Annotated in this window: 13 protein-coding genes; all 13 read right to left on the bottom strand. The window is 46.4% G+C overall.

Translation table 11 applies throughout. The features are described 5' to 3' along the window. Positions 1-2: 2 nt before the first annotated feature. The 13 genes from ACTJLE_RS01545 to ACTJLE_RS01485 all read right to left on the bottom strand — a co-directional run bounded on the left by ACTJLE_RS01545 (position 3) and on the right by ACTJLE_RS01485 (position 21,662). Positions 3-1,835, bottom strand: coding sequence for a proline--tRNA ligase (locus ACTJLE_RS01545; protein ID WP_481267139.1), 1,833 nt, complete (start codon positions 1,833-1,835; stop codon positions 3-5). A 573-nt stretch (positions 1,836-2,408) separates the two neighbouring features. Further along, a complete protein-coding gene (locus ACTJLE_RS01540) occupies positions 2,409-3,812 on the bottom strand; it encodes a PIF1 family DEAD/DEAH box helicase (protein ID WP_481267138.1) in 1,404 nt (467 codons plus the stop codon). Positions 3,813-3,896: 84 nt separating this feature from the next. After that, positions 3,897-4,604, bottom strand: a complete 708-nt coding sequence (gene orn / locus ACTJLE_RS01535; RefSeq protein WP_481267137.1) for an oligoribonuclease — start codon at positions 4,602-4,604, stop codon at positions 3,897-3,899. Positions 4,605-4,676: 72 nt separating this feature from the next. Next, a complete protein-coding gene (locus ACTJLE_RS01530; RefSeq protein ID WP_479691554.1) occupies positions 4,677-5,054 on the bottom strand; it encodes a hypothetical protein in 378 nt (125 codons plus the stop codon). Between the two features lie 10 nt (positions 5,055-5,064). After that, positions 5,065-5,304: a hypothetical protein gene (locus ACTJLE_RS01525; RefSeq protein ID WP_048729923.1), complete on the bottom strand. Its 240-nt coding sequence runs from the start codon at positions 5,302-5,304 to the stop codon at positions 5,065-5,067. A gap of 179 nt (positions 5,305-5,483) precedes the next feature. Next, entirely contained in the window at positions 5,484-7,028 is a 1,545-nt protein-coding gene (gene guaB / locus ACTJLE_RS01520) for an IMP dehydrogenase (RefSeq protein WP_479856510.1), read from the bottom strand. Between the two features lie 222 nt (positions 7,029-7,250). Beyond that, positions 7,251-8,354, bottom strand: coding sequence for an MraY family glycosyltransferase (locus ACTJLE_RS01515; protein ID WP_481267136.1), 1,104 nt, complete (start codon positions 8,352-8,354; stop codon positions 7,251-7,253). Then, positions 8,351-8,524: a hypothetical protein gene (locus ACTJLE_RS01510; protein WP_481267135.1), complete on the bottom strand. Its 174-nt coding sequence runs from the start codon at positions 8,522-8,524 to the stop codon at positions 8,351-8,353. The genes ACTJLE_RS01515 and ACTJLE_RS01510 overlap by 4 nt, the downstream gene beginning before the upstream one ends. A 5-nt stretch (positions 8,525-8,529) precedes the next feature. After that, positions 8,530-9,207 (bottom strand): L-threonylcarbamoyladenylate synthase, encoded by a 678-nt coding sequence (locus tag ACTJLE_RS01505; protein WP_481267134.1) that lies wholly within the window; start codon positions 9,205-9,207, stop codon positions 8,530-8,532. A gap of 90 nt (positions 9,208-9,297) precedes the next feature. Then, a complete protein-coding gene (gene prmC, locus ACTJLE_RS01500; protein WP_481267133.1) occupies positions 9,298-10,203 on the bottom strand; it encodes a peptide chain release factor N(5)-glutamine methyltransferase in 906 nt (301 codons plus the stop codon). A gap of 86 nt (positions 10,204-10,289) precedes the next feature. After that, positions 10,290-11,387 carry a peptide chain release factor 1 gene (prfA, locus tag ACTJLE_RS01495; protein ID WP_481267132.1) on the bottom strand — a complete coding sequence of 366 codons (1,098 nt, stop codon included), beginning with the start codon at positions 11,385-11,387 and terminating at the stop codon, positions 10,290-10,292. Between the two features lie 93 nt (positions 11,388-11,480). After that, on the bottom strand, positions 11,481-11,693 hold the full coding sequence (gene rpmE, locus ACTJLE_RS01490) for a 50S ribosomal protein L31 (protein ID WP_421777476.1): 213 nt from the start codon (positions 11,691-11,693) through the stop codon (positions 11,481-11,483). A 102-nt stretch (positions 11,694-11,795) separates the two neighbouring features. Continuing rightward, positions 11,796-21,662 carry an InlB B-repeat-containing protein gene (locus tag ACTJLE_RS01485; RefSeq protein ID WP_481267131.1) on the bottom strand — a complete coding sequence of 3,289 codons (9,867 nt, stop codon included), beginning with the start codon at positions 21,660-21,662 and terminating at the stop codon, positions 11,796-11,798. Positions 21,663-22,113 lie beyond the last annotated feature (451 nt).

The following is a 22,113-nucleotide window of genomic DNA, read 5'->3' as shown; positions in this document are numbered from 1 at the left end:
CGTTACGCAAGTAAAGCGTTTACACGCTCTGCGATGCGGCTTGCAGCTTCGTCAACTGGTACTGCTTCAACGTCAGAACCATCGCGATTGCGGATTTCAATCGTGCCGTTGTTCACGGTATCGCGACCGGCAACTGCAATCAGAGGCACACCAACAAGCTCAGCATCCTTAAACTTTACGCCTGGAGAAACCTTCGGACGATCGTCGAAGATTACTTCGATGCCCTGCTTGCTAAGCTCCTCAACAACCTTTTCTGCAGCGTCGAAAGCAACTTGATCTTTGCCGGTTGCAACCACGTGAACTTGAGCTGGAGCAATTGCCATAGGCCATGCGAGACCAGCGTCGTCGTGATGCGTTTCTGCGAGGCATGCGAGCACGCGGCTAACGCCAATACCGTAGCAGCCCATCCACACTGGCACAGCCTTGCCGTTTTCGTTAAGAACACTTAAGCCCAAAGCTTTGGAATACTTTAAGCCGAGCTGGAACACCTGGCCGATTTCCACGCCACGTTCGAAGCTCAACGGACCGGAACCGTCTGGGCTCATGTCGCCGTCGCGCACTTGCGCTGCTTCAACAACGCCGTCCGCTTCAAAATCGCGGCCGTAAACAGCGTTATAAACGTGCTTTCCTTCTTCGTCAGCTCCTGTAATCCAGGCGCTTCCCTTTGCAACGTGAGCATCCATCAAGTAACGAACAGGATTTGCAATTCCTCTTCCATCCTGGCGAGCTTGAGGACCTAATACGCTAAAGCCAATGTATCCCTTAACAAACTCAGGATGCGACTTCAAATCTTCCTCAGTTGCTTCTTCAATTTCTGCAGGAGCAAACTGAGCCTCGAGACGCTTCATATCTACCTGGCGGTCTCCCGGAATACCAATAGCAACGATTTCGCGCCATGGCTCCTCATGCTCTCCGCCTTCAGCATCTGCCGGATGCTTAACAGCAATAATAAGGTTCTTCAAAGTATCGCTTGCTTGCCATTCGCGTCCATCTTCGCGAGGATGCAAATCGTTAGAAACCTTAACCAAAGCTTCAATCGTCTTAGCATCTGGAGTTTCGAGAGCTTCTGCTGCAGGAGTTGCTGAGTAATCAACATCCGCAACTTCTGGAGTTGTTAAAGCCTCAACATTCCAAGCTTTTCCGGAAGGTGCGAGCGCAAAAGTATCTTCGCCAATTGGCATTGGAGCCAAGAACTCTTCGGAATCAGAGCCACCCATTGGGCCGGAAACAGCGTGAACAATCACGTATTTAATGCCTAAACGGTCGAAAATACGAGAGTAAGCGGCGCGCTCTTCAACGTAAGCAGACTTCAAACCATCTTCGTCAATCGAGAACGAGTAACCATCTTGCATAATAAACTCGCGGCCGCGAATAAGGCCAGCGCGAGGACGGAATTCGTCGCGGTACTTAGTCTGAATCTGGTACAAAGTAACAGGCAAATCCTTGTAAGAAGAATACATATCTTTAACAAGTAGTGTGAAAACTTCTTCGTGCGTTGGAGCAAGAAGGTAGTCAGCCTCATGGCGATCCTTAAGTCGGAATATGTTGTCGCCGTACTCTTCCCAACGGTTTGTAGCCTCGTAAGGCTCGCGCGGAAGAAGCGCTGGGAAGTGAACTTCCTGCGCACCGATGCCGTTGATTTCGTCGCGAATAATTGCCTGGACTTTGTTCAAAACCTTAAGTCCGAGCGGAAGCCAGGTCCACACACCTGGAGCAGATTTGCGAATATAGCCTGCGCGCTGCATAAGTTTTGCGGAAGTCACGTCCGCGTCTGCAGGATCCTCGCGCAGCGTACGAAGGAACAGCTGAGACATACGAAGTACATTGGAATTCATGCGTTCCAATCTATTTGCGCATGAGGACATAAACACTTGTTTACGCTACTAAACAAACAAGCGAGCGCAGCTACAAATGCCAAGTAAATTTCCGGCGAATGTTCCTGAAGCTTTGCAGTAATGCTTCTGCTGATACTGATTACTTGTTGATTAGAGAACACTAGCATCTGCGCTGATGCACACACCACACCGGACACACATACCACACACCCACACACAGATTGGTTTCGCGACTTTAGTTGCAGGAATATTCGTGTGGTAGAGATTTGAGATTTTTCGCACTGAACGAAGGCGGACGTCAGAGCCGAAGGCTGCTGACAAGCCGAGCGAAGAAGAAAAATCGAAAAATCTCTGCGATAAAACACGGTTATTAACGATTAAACACGCAGAGTTTGGGGGATTTCTCTACGAGTACTAAAAGAGGACTGAGGAAGCTACATTCTTTAAAGAACAAAGCAGACAGTAAAGTCTTTAACAGCCAAAGCGACGAAGGACGGGAACGTACGAGGAGAGAAATCCCCCAAAACTCGCGCCACAGCAAACGGGAGCTCACACTCCTGCAGGTCGTCGCGCTCAAAAATCAAGCTCCTGCTGATTTGCAGAATCATCTTCCGCATTATTTGTTACGAAAGCAGCTGCACCGTCGTTAGCAAGCATCTCACTCGCACGCTTTGAAGCCTCACGCAAGGACCCATCAAGAAGCACAGCATCCGCCGAAACACTAAATGCACGCTCGCTAATCCCCTCTAAGTAAAGCCCACCCAGATTTTCCACGCGCGAAAGCGCTACGTATCCCATTCCAGGCGCGAAAGTTCTACGCAAATCCATTACTGCAGCATCAAGCGTCATACCTTGCGACTTATGAATCGTAATTCCCCACGCGCACCGAAGCGGCACTTGATTTACGCTAGCAAGCACAGTTTCTCCGTCCGTCATCTCCCACGCAGCAGGCTTAAGAGTGACAATATTGCCATTTTCAAACTCAACAATCGGCCAGCCGCCCTTAGATTCAGGAACAAAACGCAACACGCGTCCAACCGAGCCGTTTACGTACTGCTTTTCCTGATCGTTTCGCAACGCCATCACAGCAGCTCCGGCCTTCAAAACTAAACGCTCCGGAGCAAGCATATTCTTCTTTAAGCGATCAACAAGATTTTTAGGCCCAGCTTCCGTTGCCACAAACTCGTGAGACTCTGCATCAATTGCTGCAAGCTGCATATTATTTAATCCGTCAGCTTGCGCATTCGTTGGGAAAAGATGCACTGCAACTTCGTCGTCTTCCGGATATTCGCCAATCCTGCCGAAAAGCACTTGCTTATCGTCGTCACTTACAAGGCCGCTGCGAATATCCGTTAAAACTTCAAGCAACTTTCCGTCGTCCTGACGATGCTGCTCAGTTAAGTAGCATACAGTAGGTTTTAAAGCGTCCCATGCGAAAGATTCTGTAATATAGCCTTCCGGATTTTTGCCGGCTGCAGCATATTTTTCGCGCGACTCAATAAATTCCTGACTCGGCTCGAATACGTCGCGATTTCGCATAGAAGTGCTAACAGGCGGAAGTTGGAAAAAGTCGCCTGAAATAACTACTTGAAGCCCGCCGAAAGGAGCGGGATTTTTGCGCACCTTCCGGCAGACTTCGTCAACCATGTCAAAAAGCCACGCGTGTATCATTGAAACTTCGTCCAACACGAGCACGTCCGTGGCTTTTATGCGCTTTCCTCGCCTAGCTCTAATTGTTTTAAGAAGCGTATCCGTAAGCGCGTTTGCAACTCCGACTCCACTCCAAGAGTGAATTGTTTGACCGTTTAAATGAGTTGCCGCGATTCCGGTAGAAGCCGTTACAGCCACGCTTAAACCGTTTTTTCGCATTTCGCGAATAGCAGCGTTTAATACGTAGGTTTTACCTGCACCCGGAGCGCCGGTAATGAACGCGCTCGCGCCAGCGTCGATTATGGTTAAGGCTTCGGATTGCTTCATCGGCAGTACCTTTTTATTTGCGTTTATTGCGTTTAATACGTTTAATACGTTTAATACGTTTATTGCGTTTAGTAGTCGCGCTTTTTAATAGTCGCGCTTTTCCGCGGAATTTACGTCTTCTAGCGCTTCTCCGCGACGCTCGTACTCGCGAAGTAAGCTCGTGCTTTCAATGTGCTGCGCACCAGCTTTTGCTTGGGATTCGTTTGGACCTGGAGCTGGAACGAACATCATGTCACGGTAGTAACGAAGCTCGTCAATCGACTCAATAATATCCGCGAGCGCGCGGTGACCGCCGTGTTTTGCCGGCTTATTGCGGTAAACGTCCGGGTAAAGTCTGCGCGAAATCTCTTTCAACGTACTTACGTCGATTACGCGATAGTGCAGATTTGCCATTAAATCTGGCATGTAGCGGTCGAGGAACTTTTTGTCGGAGCCGACAGAGTTTCCAGCAAGATGCGCTTTTCCGCGAGCCGGCAGGAAGCGCTTTACGTACTCAACTACCTGCTTTTGCGCTTCTTCCAACGGTAAACCGTTCTTATTCCACTCGTCAACGAGTCCAGAAGAAGTGTGCATATTGCGCACAAAATCGTTCATATGAGCCACAGCAGCATCGCTTGGCTTAATCACTAAATCAATTCCGTCGTCCAAAACTTTCAGATTAAAGTCGGTTGGAACTACAGATACTTCGCATAATTCGTCGTGGAAAATATCAAGTCCCGTCATCTCGCAATCAATCCAAATTAAGCGCGATTCTTCCGGCGTAAACGTAAGATCTTCCTTAGCTTCAGCCATTTTCGTTCCTTTCCTAATATTTTTTTCGAACCCATTAGCCTACATCTTTGTACCGACTATTAACCGCTAAAATCACATCTCTGGCATATCAGAAAGCGAAATTCTAGAATATGCCCCATTTTTCTTATCTTCAGGGTGAGGTTCTAAACCGATAATAGTTATTGACATATGATCCGGACCATAAACCCAATACATTCTCATCGCACTACTTGTTTTATTCTCCAAGTAGGATTGCCAGACTTTAACACCATATCTATTTGTCAATTCTTCAATATCATGAGTGCGCAATCCTGGATGCCTTGGATTTTCAGATAAGAGTTTCAGAGACTTTCCCCATTTCTTATAAAGAGAAAGATCTTTTTTACTTATACTGCCTTCTCGAAACTCTTTCTGCAATCTCCCCCACATATTAGACATTTCTGGAGTACCCATTCTAATATTGAAGTTCATTTACTTACTCCTAGAAGTCAGAAAGATCAACTGGTTCAGAGACTTTGCCAATTTTAAAATTGCGAATTGCTTCATCCATACTTTTAAGAGTTCGAGAAGATATACTCTTTGGAACAGTAAGCTCACGAGGCTCTAATAAAATACAACCATTATCGCATTCTTTAACATTGTAATAAGGGTATTTAGCACCGCGCAGCGTTACACGCTTTTTACTATCAAGACGAACGTCATAATCTTTCACTACTTCCACAAAATCACCTCATTTTTAGTGGGATATCCCACTAACTATATAATAATTTTATCCGTCTTGTCAAAACAAAAAACGACGAAAAGCAGGCAAGTTGTGAAGAACTTACGTAACTTTTCGCCGTTTAAAATAGTTGCGATTTATACGCGATTTATACGCGATTTATACGCGCGCCACGCGATTTAGTTGTGGAAACCGCTGTAGTTTGGCGCTTCTGCAGTCATCACAATATCGTGAGGATGAGATTCGCGAAGGCCAGCATCCGTAATGCGAATAAAGCGGCCACGCTCCTGCAATTCCTTAATATTGTGCGCACCAACGTAGAACATGGACTGGTGCAAACCGCCGAGAAGCTGGTAGAGAACAGCGTTAAGCGGTCCGCGATATGGAACTTCGCCTTCAACGCCTTCTGGAACCACCTTGTCGGAGCTTGTGACGTCTGCCTGGAAGTAGCGATCCTTCGAATAAGACTTCTTACCACGAGGAGCCATTGCGCCAAGCGAGCCCATGCCGCGGTAAAGCTTGTACTGCTTGCCGTGAAGAAGAACCTTTTCGCCTGGAGCTTCCTCGCAGCCAGCCAAAGTGCCGCCGAGCATAACGGTGTCTGCACCTGCAACCAAAGCCTTAGCAATATCGCCGGAATAGTGAATACCACCATCTGCAATGCATGGAATTCCAGCAGCCTTGCAAGCCTGAGCCGCGTCGTAAACTGCGGTAAGCTGAGGCACTCCAACGCCTGCAACAACGCGCGTAGTGCAAATAGAGCCTGGACCAACGCCAACCTTTACAGCGTCAACGCCAGCGTCAATCATAGCTTGTGCGCCTTGGCGAGTTGCAATATTTCCGCCAATAATTTGCACGCCGTCGAAGGCTTTATCTGCCTTAATGCGGCGAATCATGTCGAGAGCTAAGCGAGCTTCGCCGTTTGCGGTATCAACCACAAGAACGTCAACTCCAGCTTCCATAAGCGCGCACGCACGCTGCCAAGCATCCCCAAGGAAACCAATGCCAGCAGCAACGCGCAAGCGACCCTGATCATCCTTAGTAGCATCCGGATACTGCTCAGTCTTCACAAAGTCCTTAACAGTAATCAAGCCTGTAAGCTTACCTTCGGCATCAACCAAAGGTAACTTTTCAACCTTGTTATCCGCAAGCAAGCGGTGAGCATCTTCCTTAGAAATATTTGAAGGACCGGTGACGAGATTTTCGCGCGTCATCACGTCCTTAACTTTCAAGCGATCGTAATCTTCGGAAGCAATAAAACGCATATCGCGGTTGGTAATAATACCAACTAAACGATTTTCGCTATCTACTACCGGCAAGCCAGAAATATGGAAACGCCCGCACAATTTATCTAAATCTGCGAGCGTTGCGTCTGGGTGAACGGTAAGTGGGTCGGTAATCATGCCCGACTCGCTGCGCTTAACAATATCAACCTGCGCAGCTTGATCATCAATAGAAAGATTGCGGTGAAGTACGCCAATACCACCGTTACGCGCCATGGCAATAGCCATATCGGACTCGGTAACAGTATCCATAGCTGCCGAAATAGCCGGCACCTTCATGGTAATTTCGCGAGTCAGATGAGTGGAAGTGTCCACTTCGGACGGAATAACATCAGTTTCGTTTGGAAGCAACAGCACGTCGTCATAAGCGAGACCGAGCTTCTCGAAAACTGGAGGGACAGGGGCATACACGGATTCCGCGTTAATATCAGTTGTAGCCATAGAGTTACTATACGTTTTTGCTATGACGTTTGCCGAAACGCACCCTCCAAACGCGAGAACACTACCCCACGTTTGGAGCGATACACCAGTCCAAACGCTCCAAACGCGAGACAAATTCCCCACATTTGGAGCGCCAGACAACAGATAACCCTCCAAACGCGAGAAAAGTTGCGCACGTTTGGAGCGATAAGCCAGACCAAACGCTCCAAACACGAGAAAACGCTACGAATTGCGCAGTTCGGGCAGGCGGCGGCGCAGGTACGGAAGCATTGTGAGCACAGTAAGCAGCGCAGCAGCAATAACCATGCCAATCAAAACGTACACAGCTTTAAAGAACAGAATCATAATAGAGCCAAACGCAATCAGCGCCGCCCATCCCCACAAAATCAGCACCGCGCCTTGCACAGAATGCCCAATGCGCAGCATGCGGTGATGCAAGTGCATGCGATCTGGGTGCATTGGCGACTGCCCCTTAGCAACGCGCCTGAAAATCGCCAAGCACATGTCGAGAACCGGCAGGAACAGCACAAGGATCGGCAGCAAAATCGGCATAAACACAGGCAAATAAATACTGGTATGCACGGCGGAAGGGTCCAAATGGCCGGTCATAATAATCGACGCGCAAGTAATTAAGTAGCCGATTAGCATGGAGCCGGAATCGCCCATAAAAAGTTTCGCAGGATGCCAGTTGTGCAAAATAAAGCCGACGCACATTCCCACCATTGCAACGTCAATAAGAGTTGCCATTGATGCGTAGGATGGCGACGTGCGCGCGAGCATGTAGGAGTAGGTTGCGAAGGCGATTCCGCCGATTGCAACGATTCCGGAAGCGAGTCCGTCAAGTCCGTCTACGAAATTTACTGCGTTAATTGAAGCCACAATAAGTATGGCGGTTATTGCGATTGATACGCTTGGTGACGCCGTTACGAGGGAGCCGAGCGGCAAAGTTACGATTTGCAACCCTCCCCACGCAACAAACACGGCTATAAGCAGCTGACCGGCAAGCTTTAGCATCCAATCTAAATCCCAAATATCGTCGCATACCCCAAGCAGGCATATCATGACTGCTCCGGCAAGCACAACCCACGGCTGGTGAGTTCCAGCAAAAAGCCCGGAAATAAACGGCATTGAGCTTGCGAAAGCCATGGCGACTGCGAAACCAAAAAGCATACCCACACCGCCCATGCGAGGGGTCGGAATCGTATGCACGTCGCGCGCGCGAACTTTGCCGACGGCTCCCACTTGAATCGCAAGATGGCGCACAAGCGGCGTAATCAGCCACGTTGCTCCACCTGCAATTGCTGCAATAAATAGGTATACCCTCATCGGCTACGTCTTTCTGCTATTTTTAATATTTTTTGATATTCGCTTGGCTTATATATTTGCTTATTTGATTGTAACGATTCGGCAGTATAGCAAAAATTAGTAAATACTTTCGCTACTTTCGCTACTTTCGCTACTTTCGTCACTTTCGCTACTTTCGCTACTTTCGTCACTTTCGCTACTTTCGCAAAGCCTCGCGAATTTCGCGCTCCGAAATCACGCCTTCGCGCAAAATCACAATGCCGTCCGCGTCGTTTGAATCCGCACCAACTACCGTGCTTGCCACGTGCGAGCGAGTCGGGCCTGCGTTCAAATACAGCGGAATTTCGTTGCCAAAAGCCGCAAACGCTTCTTCAACACTGTCTGCACTTTCGTTACCGCTGCGATTCGCGCTAGAAGCAGCAAGCGGGCCGGTAACTCGCAAAATTTGCATTAATTCCGGGCAATCCGGCACGCGCACGCCTTGAGTTGCTTCAGTTGCGCAAGTTGCTTCAGCTTGTGCATCGTTTCCCGCAACTTTGCACAACGTTGCAAGATTTGAAGCAACTGAATCCTTCTTCGCGCGCGCAATCGGAGAATATCCGCCCGGAAGGAACTTTTTACCCAAAATATCCAGCGGAGAAGGCAAATAAAGCCCAAGTTTTTCTAAATCTCCCACTCCGCTCATTAAAATTTGCAGTGCCTTTGTGCGCGGCCTGCGCTTAAGCTCGTAAATTTTGGCAACCGCGGCTTCATTGAACGGATCGCATGCAACGCCATACACGGTGTCTGTTGGCACTACGATTACGCCGCCTTCGTTAATAATTTGCGCTGCCATTTGCAGTGATTCTTCGCTGATATTGCAAATTTTGCTCATTTTTTCCTCTTTTATTGCTTATTTTTGCTTATTTTGCTTATTTTGCTTATTTTCTTCTGTTTGAGTCAAGTTTTATTTTTGATTAAAATCCTACTTTTCCGCAAAAGTGTATCGCGGTCTGCCAGTTAAGTCGTTTCCAACTCGAGCACGCGCAAAACCTACGCTTTCCGCATACTTTTTAAGCACATCCCCTTGCGAAATATCGTGCTCCATCACCATCGCTCCCCCAGGCTTAAGCAGCGCAAAAGCCGCGCGCATAATCTGCTCCGGAATAAGCAATCCGTCCGCAGAGCCACCATAAAGCGCAAGCGGCGGATCATACTCGCGCACTTCAACCTGTTCTGGCACTTGACTTTCCGGCACATATGGCGGATTCGTTATTACTAAATCTACTTTGCCACAAATTGCTTGAAGCTCCGGCGTGCAATCTGCAATATGCGCTTTGGTTGCGTCTGCAAGAACAGCATGATATCGACTGGAAATCTGCATATTTTCGTGATTTTTTGCAGTTTCTTCAAAATTTTTTCGCAAATATTGGAAAGCTTCAGGAGATTTTTCTACAGCCCATACTTGCGCGTCTGCAACTTCAGTTACAACAGACAATCCGATTGCTCCCGAACCTGCGCATAAATCGACTACCGTAGGCTTGCTAACATGCGATTCTCTAAGCCAATCCAATCCCGCTTCAACAACAACTTCTGTTTCCGGACGCGGCACAAAAACGCCTTTGCCAACGCACAAATCTAAGTAGCGAAAAGGCGCGCGACCAACAATATGCTGCAACGGCTCTCTCGACGCACGCCTAGCCACAAAATCGCTATATTTTCTAGCATAATCGGGCGAAAAATCAGTTAAATCGCCAAGTATTAGCGCTTTATTTAGCTCAGCTAAGCTTACGCCGCAAGCTTTAGACAGCAGCAAACGCGCGTCGTATTCCGCAGACTCCACGCCTGCTTTACGAAGACGCGCAATAGCATTTTGCAAAAGTTCGCGCATTTTAAGAACCGTTTAGAAATTTTACTTAGCTTACTTAAGTTACTTACTTAACGTACTTACTTGACTTACTTGGCTTACTCAGCTACTTACTTGGCTTGCACTAAGCGGTCTGCTTCATCCGCCTGAATATCACTGTCGATAACAGGCTGCAAGTCGCCGTCAAGAACCTGGTCAAGATTGTAAGCTTTGTAGTTCGTGCGATGATCCACAATACGATTTTCTGGGAAATTGTACGTGCGGATTCGCTCGGAACGGTCGAGCGAGCGCACTTGCGAGTGACGCATATCTGCCGCTTCTGCCGCTTCCTGCTCGTGCTTCATGGCAAGCAAACGCGACTTTAACACGCGAAGAGCTGCCGCACGGTTTTGAATCTGCGACTTTTCATCCTGCATGCTAACGACAATTCCAGTTGGAATATGCGTCATACGGACCGCGGAATAAGTAGTGTTAACGGACTGTCCACCAGGGCCAGAGCTCATGAAAATGTCGATTTTCAAGTCTTTTGGATCGATTTCGATTTCGTCGTCGTCTTCGTCTGCTTCTGGGAACACGATTACGCCGGCTGCGGAAGTTTGAATACGCCCCTGCGATTCCGTAACTGGGATTCGCTGCACGCGATGCACGCCACCCTCATACTTCATGCTAGCCCACACGCCATCTTCTGGAGCAGGCGTCCCTTTCGCACGAATCGCAAGCTGCACGTCTTTTACGCCGCCAAGTTCCGTTGAATTTTCGCTTTGGATTACGGTAGTCCAGCCACGCTTTTCCGCGTAACGCATGTACATACGCAATAAATCGCCAGCAAATAGTGCCGCTTCTTCGCCGCCTGTGCCAGCTTTAATTTCCATAATCATATCGCGCGCATCATCCGGATCCCTAGGAATTAGCGCCGTGCGTAGCTTTTCTTTCGCTGCTGGAAGTTGCGCTTCTAAGCGCTTAGCTTCTTCTGCAAAATCTGGGTCGTCGCTTGCCATTTCGTTTGCGGCTTCGAAGTCGTCGCAAATCTGCTTGTAGTTGAGGTAAGCGTTTACGATTGAGCCGAGTTCTGCGTGCCTGCGGCCGAGTTTTCGAATAGCGTCCGGGTTCGACGCAACTTCTGGGCTTCCCATGCGACTTTCAATATCGCGGTATTCTTCTAACGCGGTAACTGCTGCCGGGAATTGTTCATCTACTGACTCAGCCATCATATTCCTTAAGTTAAAAATATTTAATTTAGCACATAAAACGCCAGCCCCGATTCCGCGAGTTACACGAAAGCAGGGCTGGCGTCATAAAAGCTACTTAGTCTTCTTACCGTAGCGCTTCTCGAAGCGAGCCACGCGGCCGCCGGTATCGAGAATCTTCTGCTTGCCGGTATAGAATGGGTGGCACTTTGAGCACACGTCAACCGTCATGTGATCGCCATTAGCGGTGGAACGAGTTACGAAAGTGCTTCCGCAAGAGCAGGTAACCTGCACTGCGTGATAATCGGGATGAATACCCTGCTTCATAATGTCTCCTATGGAATTCGGGCGACCCGGGTCGCAAAGCCCCAATAGCTAAGCGTGAACCGGAACCTTCGTTATTCTAGTCACCACCCTCGACGCAGAAAATTAGTTTTCTTTGTCTTTGCGCTTGCGACGATGCTTACCAGCGAATCCAGCTAAACCAACAGACGCTAACAAGCCAGCAAGTATTGCAGATTGCGCAACATTACTACCAGTTTTAGCAAGCTCAGGCGCAGGATTATTAGGTGCCGGCTTAGAAGGCTCTTCCGTCTCAGGCTCCGGCTCAGTGTAAGACGCAGCGCTTGGCACGAAAGTAGAAGGCGTTGCTTCATTAGGCTCTGCATCCGGCTCGAGATCGAAATCGAAATCAAAATCTGGTTCCGGCTCTGGTTCAGGCTCTGGAGCTGGAGTTGGGATTGGCGATGGAACCGAGTGGTTTTCTTGCTCAACATCAATTTCCATAGTAACTTCCGCTTCGCGACCGTACTTGTCGGTAGTGGTAAACTTTAGCTCGACTTTTGGCTTGCCGTTTACAACCTTCGGAGTGCCGGAAATCTTGCATTCAGTACCATCGCAGATTGCGTTAATGCCGTTTACAGAAGTTAAGCCTCGAGCAATTAACTTGTTAATAGTTAATGGCTCGCCGTCTACTGTAACTGTTGTGTTATTCGCATCGCCTTCAGTCATGTTTTGCAATCTGAAGTTCGTGAAAATACCCTCGCGAGCAGAACCACTAAGCTTAAACTGCATAGGAGCCATCTTCTCGAAGTTGGCTGTAATAGTGGTTTCGTACGTTGGCTGTGGCTCTGGCAGAGAAGTCTCAGGATTTACACCTACACTGCGCAAAAGCTGCTTTAAGGCTTCCAAACTAGACTTCTTGGAGCTTCGAATTATATTTGCAATAAATGGTTTACCCGCAGCTTCAGCAGCTTCAGCAAGCTCAACAATCTCAGCAAGCTTATCGCGTTCAATAGTATTATTAATCTCCAATGGATTAGTAATACTTTGCGCCAGTAAGTTACTCAATGCAACTAAAGTACTGTTATTAGATTTGCGAATCAACTCAGCTAAGTAATACTTACCATTACTTTCCGCGATTTTAGCTAATTGTTCTCTCTTCGCTTCATAAAGTCTCTCTGCATTCTCCTTTTCAGCCTCACTAAGCAGATTCTGCAATGCAGCCAAAGTGGAACTATGCGAATTACGAATAATCTTTGCCACATATGACATACCATCAACAATAGCTATATTAGCTAATACTTCACGCTCTTTACTAGTAGCTTTACGCTGATCTGCTGGAGCTGCTGGCTTTTCAATCGTCTTAGACGACCAATCCTTGAACACGTATCCCTTATCAGCAAGAACGTCCGGAATATAATCTCTTATTGCAGACTCTTTGCCATTACGCACCCAGTATGTGTGCATTGGCGACTGCATGGTTCCGCCATCGCCAGCTACATACGTTACTTTCGTGTAGTTTTCAGCAATAAATTCATATTCCTTCGTACCCTTTTCAGGCAAATCTTTATCCGCAATCACTTTTGGAAGCACACGAATATGTACATTTTTATAACGTACTTTCTTTACATTAGCCTGATCTGAATCTTCTTCAATCCTCACTCTAACAGTGGTAATACCCGGCTTAGTAATTGCTTTGTAAGTATCGTACACGCCAGCACCTTGCACGCCAACGATACTTGTCTTCGAATCAGCGCCATTCCCTCGCACAAGATCATCAGGACCAGGTATGCCGTCGCCAACGCTTAGAACAATATCCGACGCGTTCACATCGTTAATATGAGCCTGTTTTGCAACATATACGCGAGTTTCTTTTTTAGTATAATCAGGTGATGAAGCATTGAGTTCGTTGCCAGCAGCACCATAAATAGACCAGCCACCAAAGCCCTTAAGCTGAACACCTAAACCATCAACTTTATTATTAATATCGCTATAATAGTTACTACTTTCTGGATCAAAGTAGAACACCTTCGGATTGGAAGTGCCATCGGTCCACCTTCTACCAAAACCTGGTAAGAACAAATGTGGCACGTAATTATCCGGGATCTTCTCATTGGTGCCAGGCTCCAACACGTTAGCCACTTTTCTAAAGACAGCTTCGAACTTGGTGTTTTCAGTAAACGGCATCTTAGCAATTTGTTCTTTAGTGTAAAGATTATCCTTTGATGAATTCCCCGTTTCAACAGAACGTACTACACCAGCACCTGTTGTGCTAGGTGCAGATGCATACAAAGCTACCATTGGCAAAGCAGGAGCTGCAGATGAGGAGGTAGATGCAGCAGGTTTCACAGTAGGCGTAGTAGACGCAGCACTGCCCTCAACCATCCTCCAGCCAAGAAACTCGTAGTGGTAGCTCTTATCATCGTGCTTTGTGCCAGTAACTTGAGGAGCTTTTATGCCCTTAGTATAGGTTTTATACTTAATTTCTTCATCGCTAGCCTTCAAGATGTAATATTCGCTACGTCCTAAAGAAGTTCCTTCTTTTCCATCTGGAGTCTCAAACTCTACCTTAACGTAGTTTTTGTCGTTCTTTGTAACAAAATCAAACTCACCAGATTCGCCAATAACTGGTTGTTTATCAGTCTGAGTACCAGAACCAGGCTGCTGAGTACCAGGCTGTTGAGTACCAGAACCAGGCTGTTGTGTACCAGAGTGAGTATTATCAACCTTCGGCAAGCTTTCTTTATACATCAACTGATAAATCACCTTAAGGCGAGCAACGCGCTTATACTTTTTAGGTTCCACTCCGTCCTTGTAATTGACTGTAATCCTTAGAGGCACAGTGTACAAAGAAGGCTTCTTAAGCATTTCAGTCTCAAAGTCTTTTGGATCCTTACCTTCTGGCAAATCGTATTCGATTTTTACATCTTGTACAATAGTCTTTCCATCCTTCGTGACAGTTTCTGCTTCTGCCTTCAAAGCGTCAAGATTTGTCAAATACTTGTCTAACGCCGGAAGTGTGCCATGCTTATCTTGCACAGCAACCAAGTAATCAGTCTGCACTTCTGGCTCTGTCCAATCCTTTTGATCTGCCACAAACTCTTGGAATGGTTCATTGACATGCCAGCCGTCTTTCCAATTATCGTCAGTTTTAGCAACATCTTTAACTTCATCAACCTTCTTACCGTCGTTAAACATGCTGCTTCGAGACCAAGTTCCCTTAGCATTGGTTAGCTTTGCTTTAAGCCTCTCCAAAGCATTAGTAGAGTCGCTAGAGCTGTAAGGAATTTGCGAAAGATCAGTGCCCTTCTTTACGTAGAACACTTTAGGGCCGCTAGTGCCGTCATCCCACTTTCGTCCTGCAGCAGGCTTGAAGATTGCAATTACAGAATCTTCTGGAACTGTTCCGTTGTCAGACGAACTCGAGAAGTAGTCGATTCGCTTGTAAATAGCGTGATAAGTTACGCCGTTGTCTAACTTGACGTTCTTGTAGCGATCGCTTGAATTTATATCAAACGTCTGCTCTGGCTTCTTCTCCTCTGGCTTCTGCTCCTCTGGCTTCGTCGTGCCAGAAGAAGGATTGCCAGAAGAAGGCGTACCAGAAGAAGGTTCTACAACCTTAGTCGCCCAACCCTTGAACACGTAGTGGTAGTTATTATCACTGTAATCCTTGCCGAAGGCTTGCGGAACGCGGATTCTAACATCCTTACCCTTATAAACGTACGCAGTAAGCGTAGTTTCTTCGCCAGTAGAAGTATCAGCATTATCGCTATCGTGGCCAATAAGCTTGCCTTCTTTATTCTTACCAGTAAACTTAATCGGCACGTACTCGTCTTTATGCTTGCTGCCGTAGTCGCTAGTCTTAAACTTCTCCCAATCGCTTGCGTACACCAAATCCGGCAGAACGCGGTACAGCACTTCAGCTTCAGCAGTGTTATTTCCAAGCTTCACTTGCACTTTAATCTTGTGCAAGCCTGGAGTGCTGTCGAACTTTTCGCCAGTCACAAAGCTGAACTTAGCGTCACTTGGATACTTATCAGCATTCTTTATAAGATTCTTAGCTGAATTATTATCCAGATTCAAAGCATCTGTTGGCTTCAAAATCTTAGTATCTATTGCAACAGGAGCTTTTAGCTTGAATTTAACAGTGTAAACAACCTTCGGATTAGGTTGAGACTCAGAAAGAATTGGCAGACGGTCGAAACCATCAGTATATGTTTGCCCACCATATCCATCATCTATATAAATCTTAGAAGTCCATGTTTCAAACTCAAATCCAGGCTTCGCTTTTACTGTTGGAAGCGGCATCTGATATGCCTTCGTACCCTTAATTGCGTCGTACACAAGAGCAGAGCCGTCAGCTACATTGTTTCCTTGCCAGTCAACAACGCTGCCCATAGAGCCTTGACCATCAGCCACTTTGAACACATAGCGCGTGTAGCGATCTGGGCGAGCTTGGGTATCGTCCTGGCGCTTAAGCACGCGAACGTCTTTATATCTGAAGGTGATTGTTTTTTCGCCAATCTGCTTGCCATCTTTGCCAATAGCGTATTCAATATTCTGCTGCGTAGTTTCCGGCATGAAGCCTTCAATCGGCTTGTAGAATGCTACGTCATAGTTTCTATTTACAGAGCTGACTTCGCTTTCTGGAAGAAGTTCCTTGCCGGTTTGATCAACATACTTTACCCTATACTTGCGCGTATTGTACGTTTGGTAAATAAACTCGCCAGTATTCTGATCCTCGTCCTTCGAAGCTTCAAAGCTCGTGAACTGCTTATCTGGGAAGTGCGTTTCGTCGCTGTAAACTGCTTCCGCATTGTAGCGCAAATGCTCACGCAAGCCGGAAACCGTTTGAGTAGAAATGTGATCCACCATCGCGGCCTTGGCTGCAGCATCAGTAGCTTTCTTATAGTCAGCAATCGTGTACTCAGGCTTTAAGAATATATGCTTAAAAGTGCCGTTGTAGCGAGTATCCTTAACCCACACTGCATCAAGCGTTATATCTTCGACTACTTTGTTGCCAAAAGCGTACGGAAGTTTTGTGCCGTTCTTGTCAATCTCCCAGCCGTAGAAGTCGTAGCCTTTGCGAGTTGGAACCTTTATATCTTTATTTTCCTTAATAACATAGTAGTGATCGAACTCTTTTTTCTTAACTACGTCTTGTACAGTGTTGCCATTTTCATCAGTTCCAGGCATGTGGTAGTCAAGCGTTACAGTGTGCTTAATACCTTCTGGCTTACCCCACGCAGCGTAAAGCTTAATGCCGTTGACTGGCATTGTAATATCTTTGTCTTCGCCATTTATAAACCGAGTGCCAGCCTGATCAACAGCCCAGCCTTTAAACACGTAGTCTTTTGGCAAATTATCAGGGCGAACGATGGAGTAAGTTTTGCCGTTAAGCTTGAATGTGTACTTGCCGTCGAATTGCTTAGACTTGTTATCGGCATCGTCTTTAGTTACAGAAGCATCGTAAGACTTAACGGCGCCATCGTTGTAGTACAAGGCTTTGTCGTCGTCATCAGTCAATTTATCGTTGCCGCGCTTGGTCAAGCTATACTCAAACGGCAGTTTTTCTTTAGCAACATCGCTACTACCAGTACCAGCACTTATAGCCTTGCCGTCCGCATTATAAAACTGCACATCGTACGACTGGCGGCTATACTCCATCTCAAGCCAATTGTTTTTGTCAAATGGTGAAAGATTATTGTCTGAACCAAACTTAAGTTTTTCTTCAACGCCAGCGTAGTAGCGACGAAACTCAAGATGATACTTCTTTTTAAACTCGTAATATTTCTTATATGCTGGATCAGTTTTAAGTCTTTCAGCAATAGCATCATTTAAATTTTTAAGAGCAAGTCCTCCATCATCATCATCTTCGCCAGAAGTATAATCAGGGTCAGGAAAAGTGTCCTTATCTTCTTCTGGAGGATCGTCTGGAGTATCTTCACCTGTTACTTCTTCATAAAGATTATGTACTTTTGTATAGAAGTCATCAGCATCGAGATGGTCCTTAATCTTAACACCATCTTTACGATTACTGTTTTCAGGTTTAAGACCAGTTATTTTTGACTCAAAGCCTGCAATAGAAGACGGAGGAAACACATAATCATCACTGCTAGTATCATCCTTACTATAGGAATCTGTAGAAAGCTCATACTTAATATCATCGCCAGTATCGCCATTTTTTGCAGATGCAATGCTCTGTTTTTTAATGATTACCTGTATAGGATCAGCTTGACGTCGTTCAGAATTATCATGGAAATCAAGAATAAGTAGACGCTGATTATCTTTTACAGTATACTTTGGCGCACTAGCATCTGCAGGGTTGTCACTAATCTGCGGAGCCTTGCCATCTTTATACATCCAATGGAATTTTGGATCAACAAATTCTTCTTTCGTTAAACGAAATGGAGGAGTATCACGATATGCACCATGGGTACCTTCATTAACATTTCCACCAATCTTAAAACCTAATGAAGAAGTGTTACCATCATCCATAAAGTCTACTTCATCTGAATTAGGCCAAAAATCAGTAAGACTCTGCCCGTAACGAACATTTACACGGTAACCTTTATGATCAACTTTGCTAGTTACTTCATTAGAACTATTGCCATACGTGTAAGTAGACTTATTGTCTAATTTATCTGAGCAATCACCGCCACCAGCGTAGCAGTAGCTAATTATCTCACCTTTGCGGTTCTTTTTATGTATAACAGCATTATTGCCGCCCATACCATTATTACTGTTCTTAGGAGCAGCAAAAATAAGTTCGTACTCTTTGCGGTCGTAAACTAAGTTAAGAGTGTTGTTTAAGTCGTCCGCGCAAAGCTTCGATTTACTGCGTTTGCCTAAATCTGAGCGACCTGGCACAAAATCATGTTGCTCACGGTTAAGCTTTTTAGTAAGCTCCTTATTCACGTGGAAGTAGCGCGTGAATATATCTTTATAAACTCTTTCGCCCTTAGCATTTACAGTATAATTGTTCGGATCATCAGGATTCTCAGTATTGTACCCATCCAAGTTTGTTACATGCGTATCGTTCATCCAGTTGAACTTTTCAATTAAGCCGTCTGCATAACCCTTCGCCTGCGTACCCTGCAACTCTGCTCTAGTTAAGCCAAGCTCTGGGTTCTTTACATAATCAGTTTCGCTTTCGCCATTAAGCTTACTAGCATCATCAACAACGCCAGCATCATCCATCTTATCAAGCGCAACGTCGCTGTCTGTTTGCACATTCTTGCGCTCAACAAGACCAACAAAGTCGTAGTTTGCAAGCGAATCCGGATGCTCTTTATCAACCAAATCCGCCTTCTGCACCCACACGTTCACGCGGTAGTTGGTGGCCTCGTTAGCCGACCAAGCTGCGCGGAACTTAACATCGTGATCTGGCATAATGTAGTTATGCGCTTCATTAGTTACAGACCTATTAGAAGCACTTGAGCGATTAGCACTCTCCCCCGGTTCTACTATCTGCCACCCCATGAACTTATGACCACGATACGTAGGTTCTGTAACCTCAGGCACTTTCTGGCCATAATACACTTTTTGAGCAGTAACATCCGTGCCGCCAGCAGAATCGTAAGTAACTTCATAGGCCTTACGGTAGTAGCGAAGGTTCAAAACAAGCTTGTCGCTTTCATCTTCAGAATCCGAAAGCGGCGAGCTAATAAGATTGTGCTCCGGTTCGTAGCCTCGAATATACGTTGAAACAGCTGTTACATTCGAGCCAACTGTGCCAGTAATCTCCGTAACGTGAATAACTTCTTTAGTTGTTGTAACTTTGCCATTCTTGTCTTTAGTTTTATGTTCTACAACAATAGGCTTGCCAATATTAGGCGCTTCATCAAACTTATCCTTATCCTTGAGATTCTGCACCAAGTGACGCACATAGTACTTAGCTGTTTTAGGAGCGTAGTTGATGTTCAACTCGCCGTAGTACTGAATGCCGTCTTCTGCTTTTGGCTGCGTAGAGGACGAAGATTGCGGATTTGTAGACTGTGAGGTTTGCGGAGCTTGAGCGCCGTTATTTCCCCCAACAGCCGGCCTTTCCTTTACAGCGTAATCAGTAATCAGCTTCTTGCTTAAACGCAAGTAACGAACAGCATCCGCATCCGTGCCATCGTCAATAACGAACTTGCTTTTATCTCCCTCAACTTTTTTAACGTAGTACTGGTAATCACCGGAGTGATATACGGACGGGCGGTATCCAGCAGACTTTGGAAGCTCAATGTATTCGTAACTATTAACATCGTCAAGCTTATTCAACTTTTCAACGTCAATCGTAAGCTCGTACGGCTGCACAAGCTGCTTATTCGCAGCGCCACCAATCGTGTAGCGAATTTTCAAATTGTACGTAGCTTTTGGCTTTTTGTCAGTTTGTACCTGTTCGTTGGCTTTATCTGTGCTGTCTGCCGTTGGATTATCTGTATTCGGCTTAATTACCTGGCTGTTTGGATCAGTTGCTGTGTTTGTTGCACCAGCGTTTGGAGTGCCAGCGTTCGGTGTGCCAGTGGCAGGTGTAGAAGTAGGTGAAGACGTTGAGCCAGTAGTTGAAGTAGTCTCTGAAGGCGTAGCGCTTTTATCTTCACCTGTGGAACCTGTACCTACACCTGCACCTTGCGCATTATCATGCGAACCTTGTGCAGTGCCTTGTGCAGCACTGCCTGCACTTTGCCCTTGCGTACCCTGCACCTGTGCATTGTTTTGCGCACTTGGTGTTTCTGAACTTGGGTTCGCTGTAGTTCCAGCACCAGCATTAGATTCTGTACCTGTTGAAGGCGTAGAAGCAGACGGTGCAGCTGTATTGTTTGCAGGAGCCGCAGGCGCATTATTTGCAGAAGGTACACTACTCCCGTCGGAAGCACTATCACTGCCATCAGCAGACCTAGGCTTACGCACTTTTGGCGTATTTGTATCGCTTGCTGTATTCGTATTTTCTGCGTGAGTGCTTGAAGGTTGTTCGCTTGTATTCTGCTCGCTTGCAGGCTTTGCGTTTTCAGCATTTGCAGGCTGCTTATTTTCAGCTGGCTTAACTTCTACCGGTTTAACGCCACCAGCATTTGTTGGTTGCTTTGTTCCTTCTGGCTGCTTTGCTTCTTCTGGCTTAGCGGCTGGCTTTGCGTCTGCAGGTTGTGAAGTTTCTGGTTGTGCAGGTTGTTTCGCTGCAGGAGTATCAGCTGGCTTTGCAGCTGGCTTTACGTCTGCTGGCTGTGGTGTCGTAGTCGATTCTGGCTTTGCAGTCGGCTGCACAGTTGGAGTCGACTCTGGCTTTACTGCTGGCTGCGCTTGCTGCACTGGCGCAGGCGCACTTACTGCAGCACCTGCAGGATTTGCAGAAACTGAAGAATCTACTGAACTTTTCTTAATCGCAGCAGAATCATCAGCCGAATTCTTAACGGCAGTATCATCCGAATTCTTAGCAGAATCATCAGCAGAATTCTTAACGGCACTATCATCCGAATTACTACCCGCTAATCTCTCATAATAATCAGGCACAAAGGTGCTCGGAGCCGGTCCAAGATTTTCTCCAAAACTATGCCCATCGTAAGATTGCTTAGATTCATCAATCTTATTATCTTCACTATTATTAGAAGATTTTTGAGATTCTTGAGATTGATTATTTGCTTGAGATTTGCGAGAATTCTCGGCATTATTATCACTTTGCGCATTAGCTTCACGCAACTTTTGCAATTTAGCATCGCGACGAGCAAGCTCCACAAACTTCTGCGTTTGCACGCTCTTATTAATCACGCCAGCGCTCCAACGCTGCATGTTTAATTCGTCTTGATCAGGCTTACCCTTGCCCATTTTTCGCGTAACGCTAGACGCGTCGATAATATCTTTTTGGGTAGGCTGTAGCGCGGAAGCAACAACCGACGGCAGCATCATAGCTAAAGTCGAAGCAACTGCCACACCTGCAACACCAGTTCGTAAAGCACGAGAACGCTTAACGGAATGAGCCTTGCGAAGTGTTTTCTTTGGCATATCTTCATGCAAACCGCTACGATCTACCATCAATTCTCCTTAATCCATCTATCTCAAAGCAGTGCATACTACGCATAAATATTCCACCGCTCAACGCATGCATACTGTACACAAGTATAGTGTATGTGCTTTAAATAAACAAATGTCAATCGGCCTTATGCAATACAACCAACCCGTTGCATAAGCATGCATAAATATGAATCATGCACAAAATTGACATACACAGTTCGCGCGCAACATGCGGAACCGACATATTCAAGCACCTTATATATAATACACCAACGCATATACCCCCCCCCCCCACAATGAACAATAGAATTTTGTGAAAAAGGCGACAAAAAACGCCGGGAATTTTCCGGCAAATATTCCACAACAACGCCAACCAGAGACCCTGGTGCAGTACGCAATCTGCGCGAATGTCTCATTCTGCCATTCTTCAGACCTTAACGCAGAAACTCATCTGCACCAGTGTCTCAAAACA

The organism is Gardnerella sp. CCPDSM (assembly GCF_056754715.1).
This window is presented reverse-complemented; position numbering and strand designations above follow the sequence as displayed.

Excerpts from the sequence above, each read along its gene's own strand:
- ACTJLE_RS01545 (WP_481267139.1), bottom strand. The coding sequence starts at position 1,835 with ATGAATTCCAATGTACTTCGTATGTCTCAGCTGTTCCTTCGTACGCTG.
- ACTJLE_RS01540 (WP_481267138.1), bottom strand. The coding sequence starts at position 3,812 with ATGAAGCAATCCGAAGCCTTAACCATAATCGACGCTGGCGCGAGCGCG.
- orn (WP_481267137.1), bottom strand. The coding sequence starts at position 4,604 with ATGGCTGAAGCTAAGGAAGATCTTACGTTTACGCCGGAAGAATCGCGC.
- ACTJLE_RS01530 (WP_479691554.1), bottom strand. The coding sequence starts at position 5,054 with ATGAACTTCAATATTAGAATGGGTACTCCAGAAATGTCTAATATGTGG.
- guaB (WP_479856510.1), bottom strand. The coding sequence starts at position 7,028 with ATGGCTACAACTGATATTAACGCGGAATCCGTGTATGCCCCTGTCCCT.
- ACTJLE_RS01515 (WP_481267136.1), bottom strand. The coding sequence starts at position 8,354 with ATGAGGGTATACCTATTTATTGCAGCAATTGCAGGTGGAGCAACGTGG.
- ACTJLE_RS01505 (WP_481267134.1), bottom strand. The coding sequence starts at position 9,207 with ATGAGCAAAATTTGCAATATCAGCGAAGAATCACTGCAAATGGCAGCG.
- prmC (WP_481267133.1), bottom strand. The coding sequence starts at position 10,203 with ATGCGCGAACTTTTGCAAAATGCTATTGCGCGTCTTCGTAAAGCAGGC.
- prfA (WP_481267132.1), bottom strand. The coding sequence starts at position 11,387 with ATGGCTGAGTCAGTAGATGAACAATTCCCGGCAGCAGTTACCGCGTTA.
- rpmE (WP_421777476.1), bottom strand. The coding sequence starts at position 11,693 with ATGAAGCAGGGTATTCATCCCGATTATCACGCAGTGCAGGTTACCTGC.
- ACTJLE_RS01485 (WP_481267131.1), bottom strand. The coding sequence starts at position 21,662 with ATGGTAGATCGTAGCGGTTTGCATGAAGATATGCCAAAGAAAACACTT.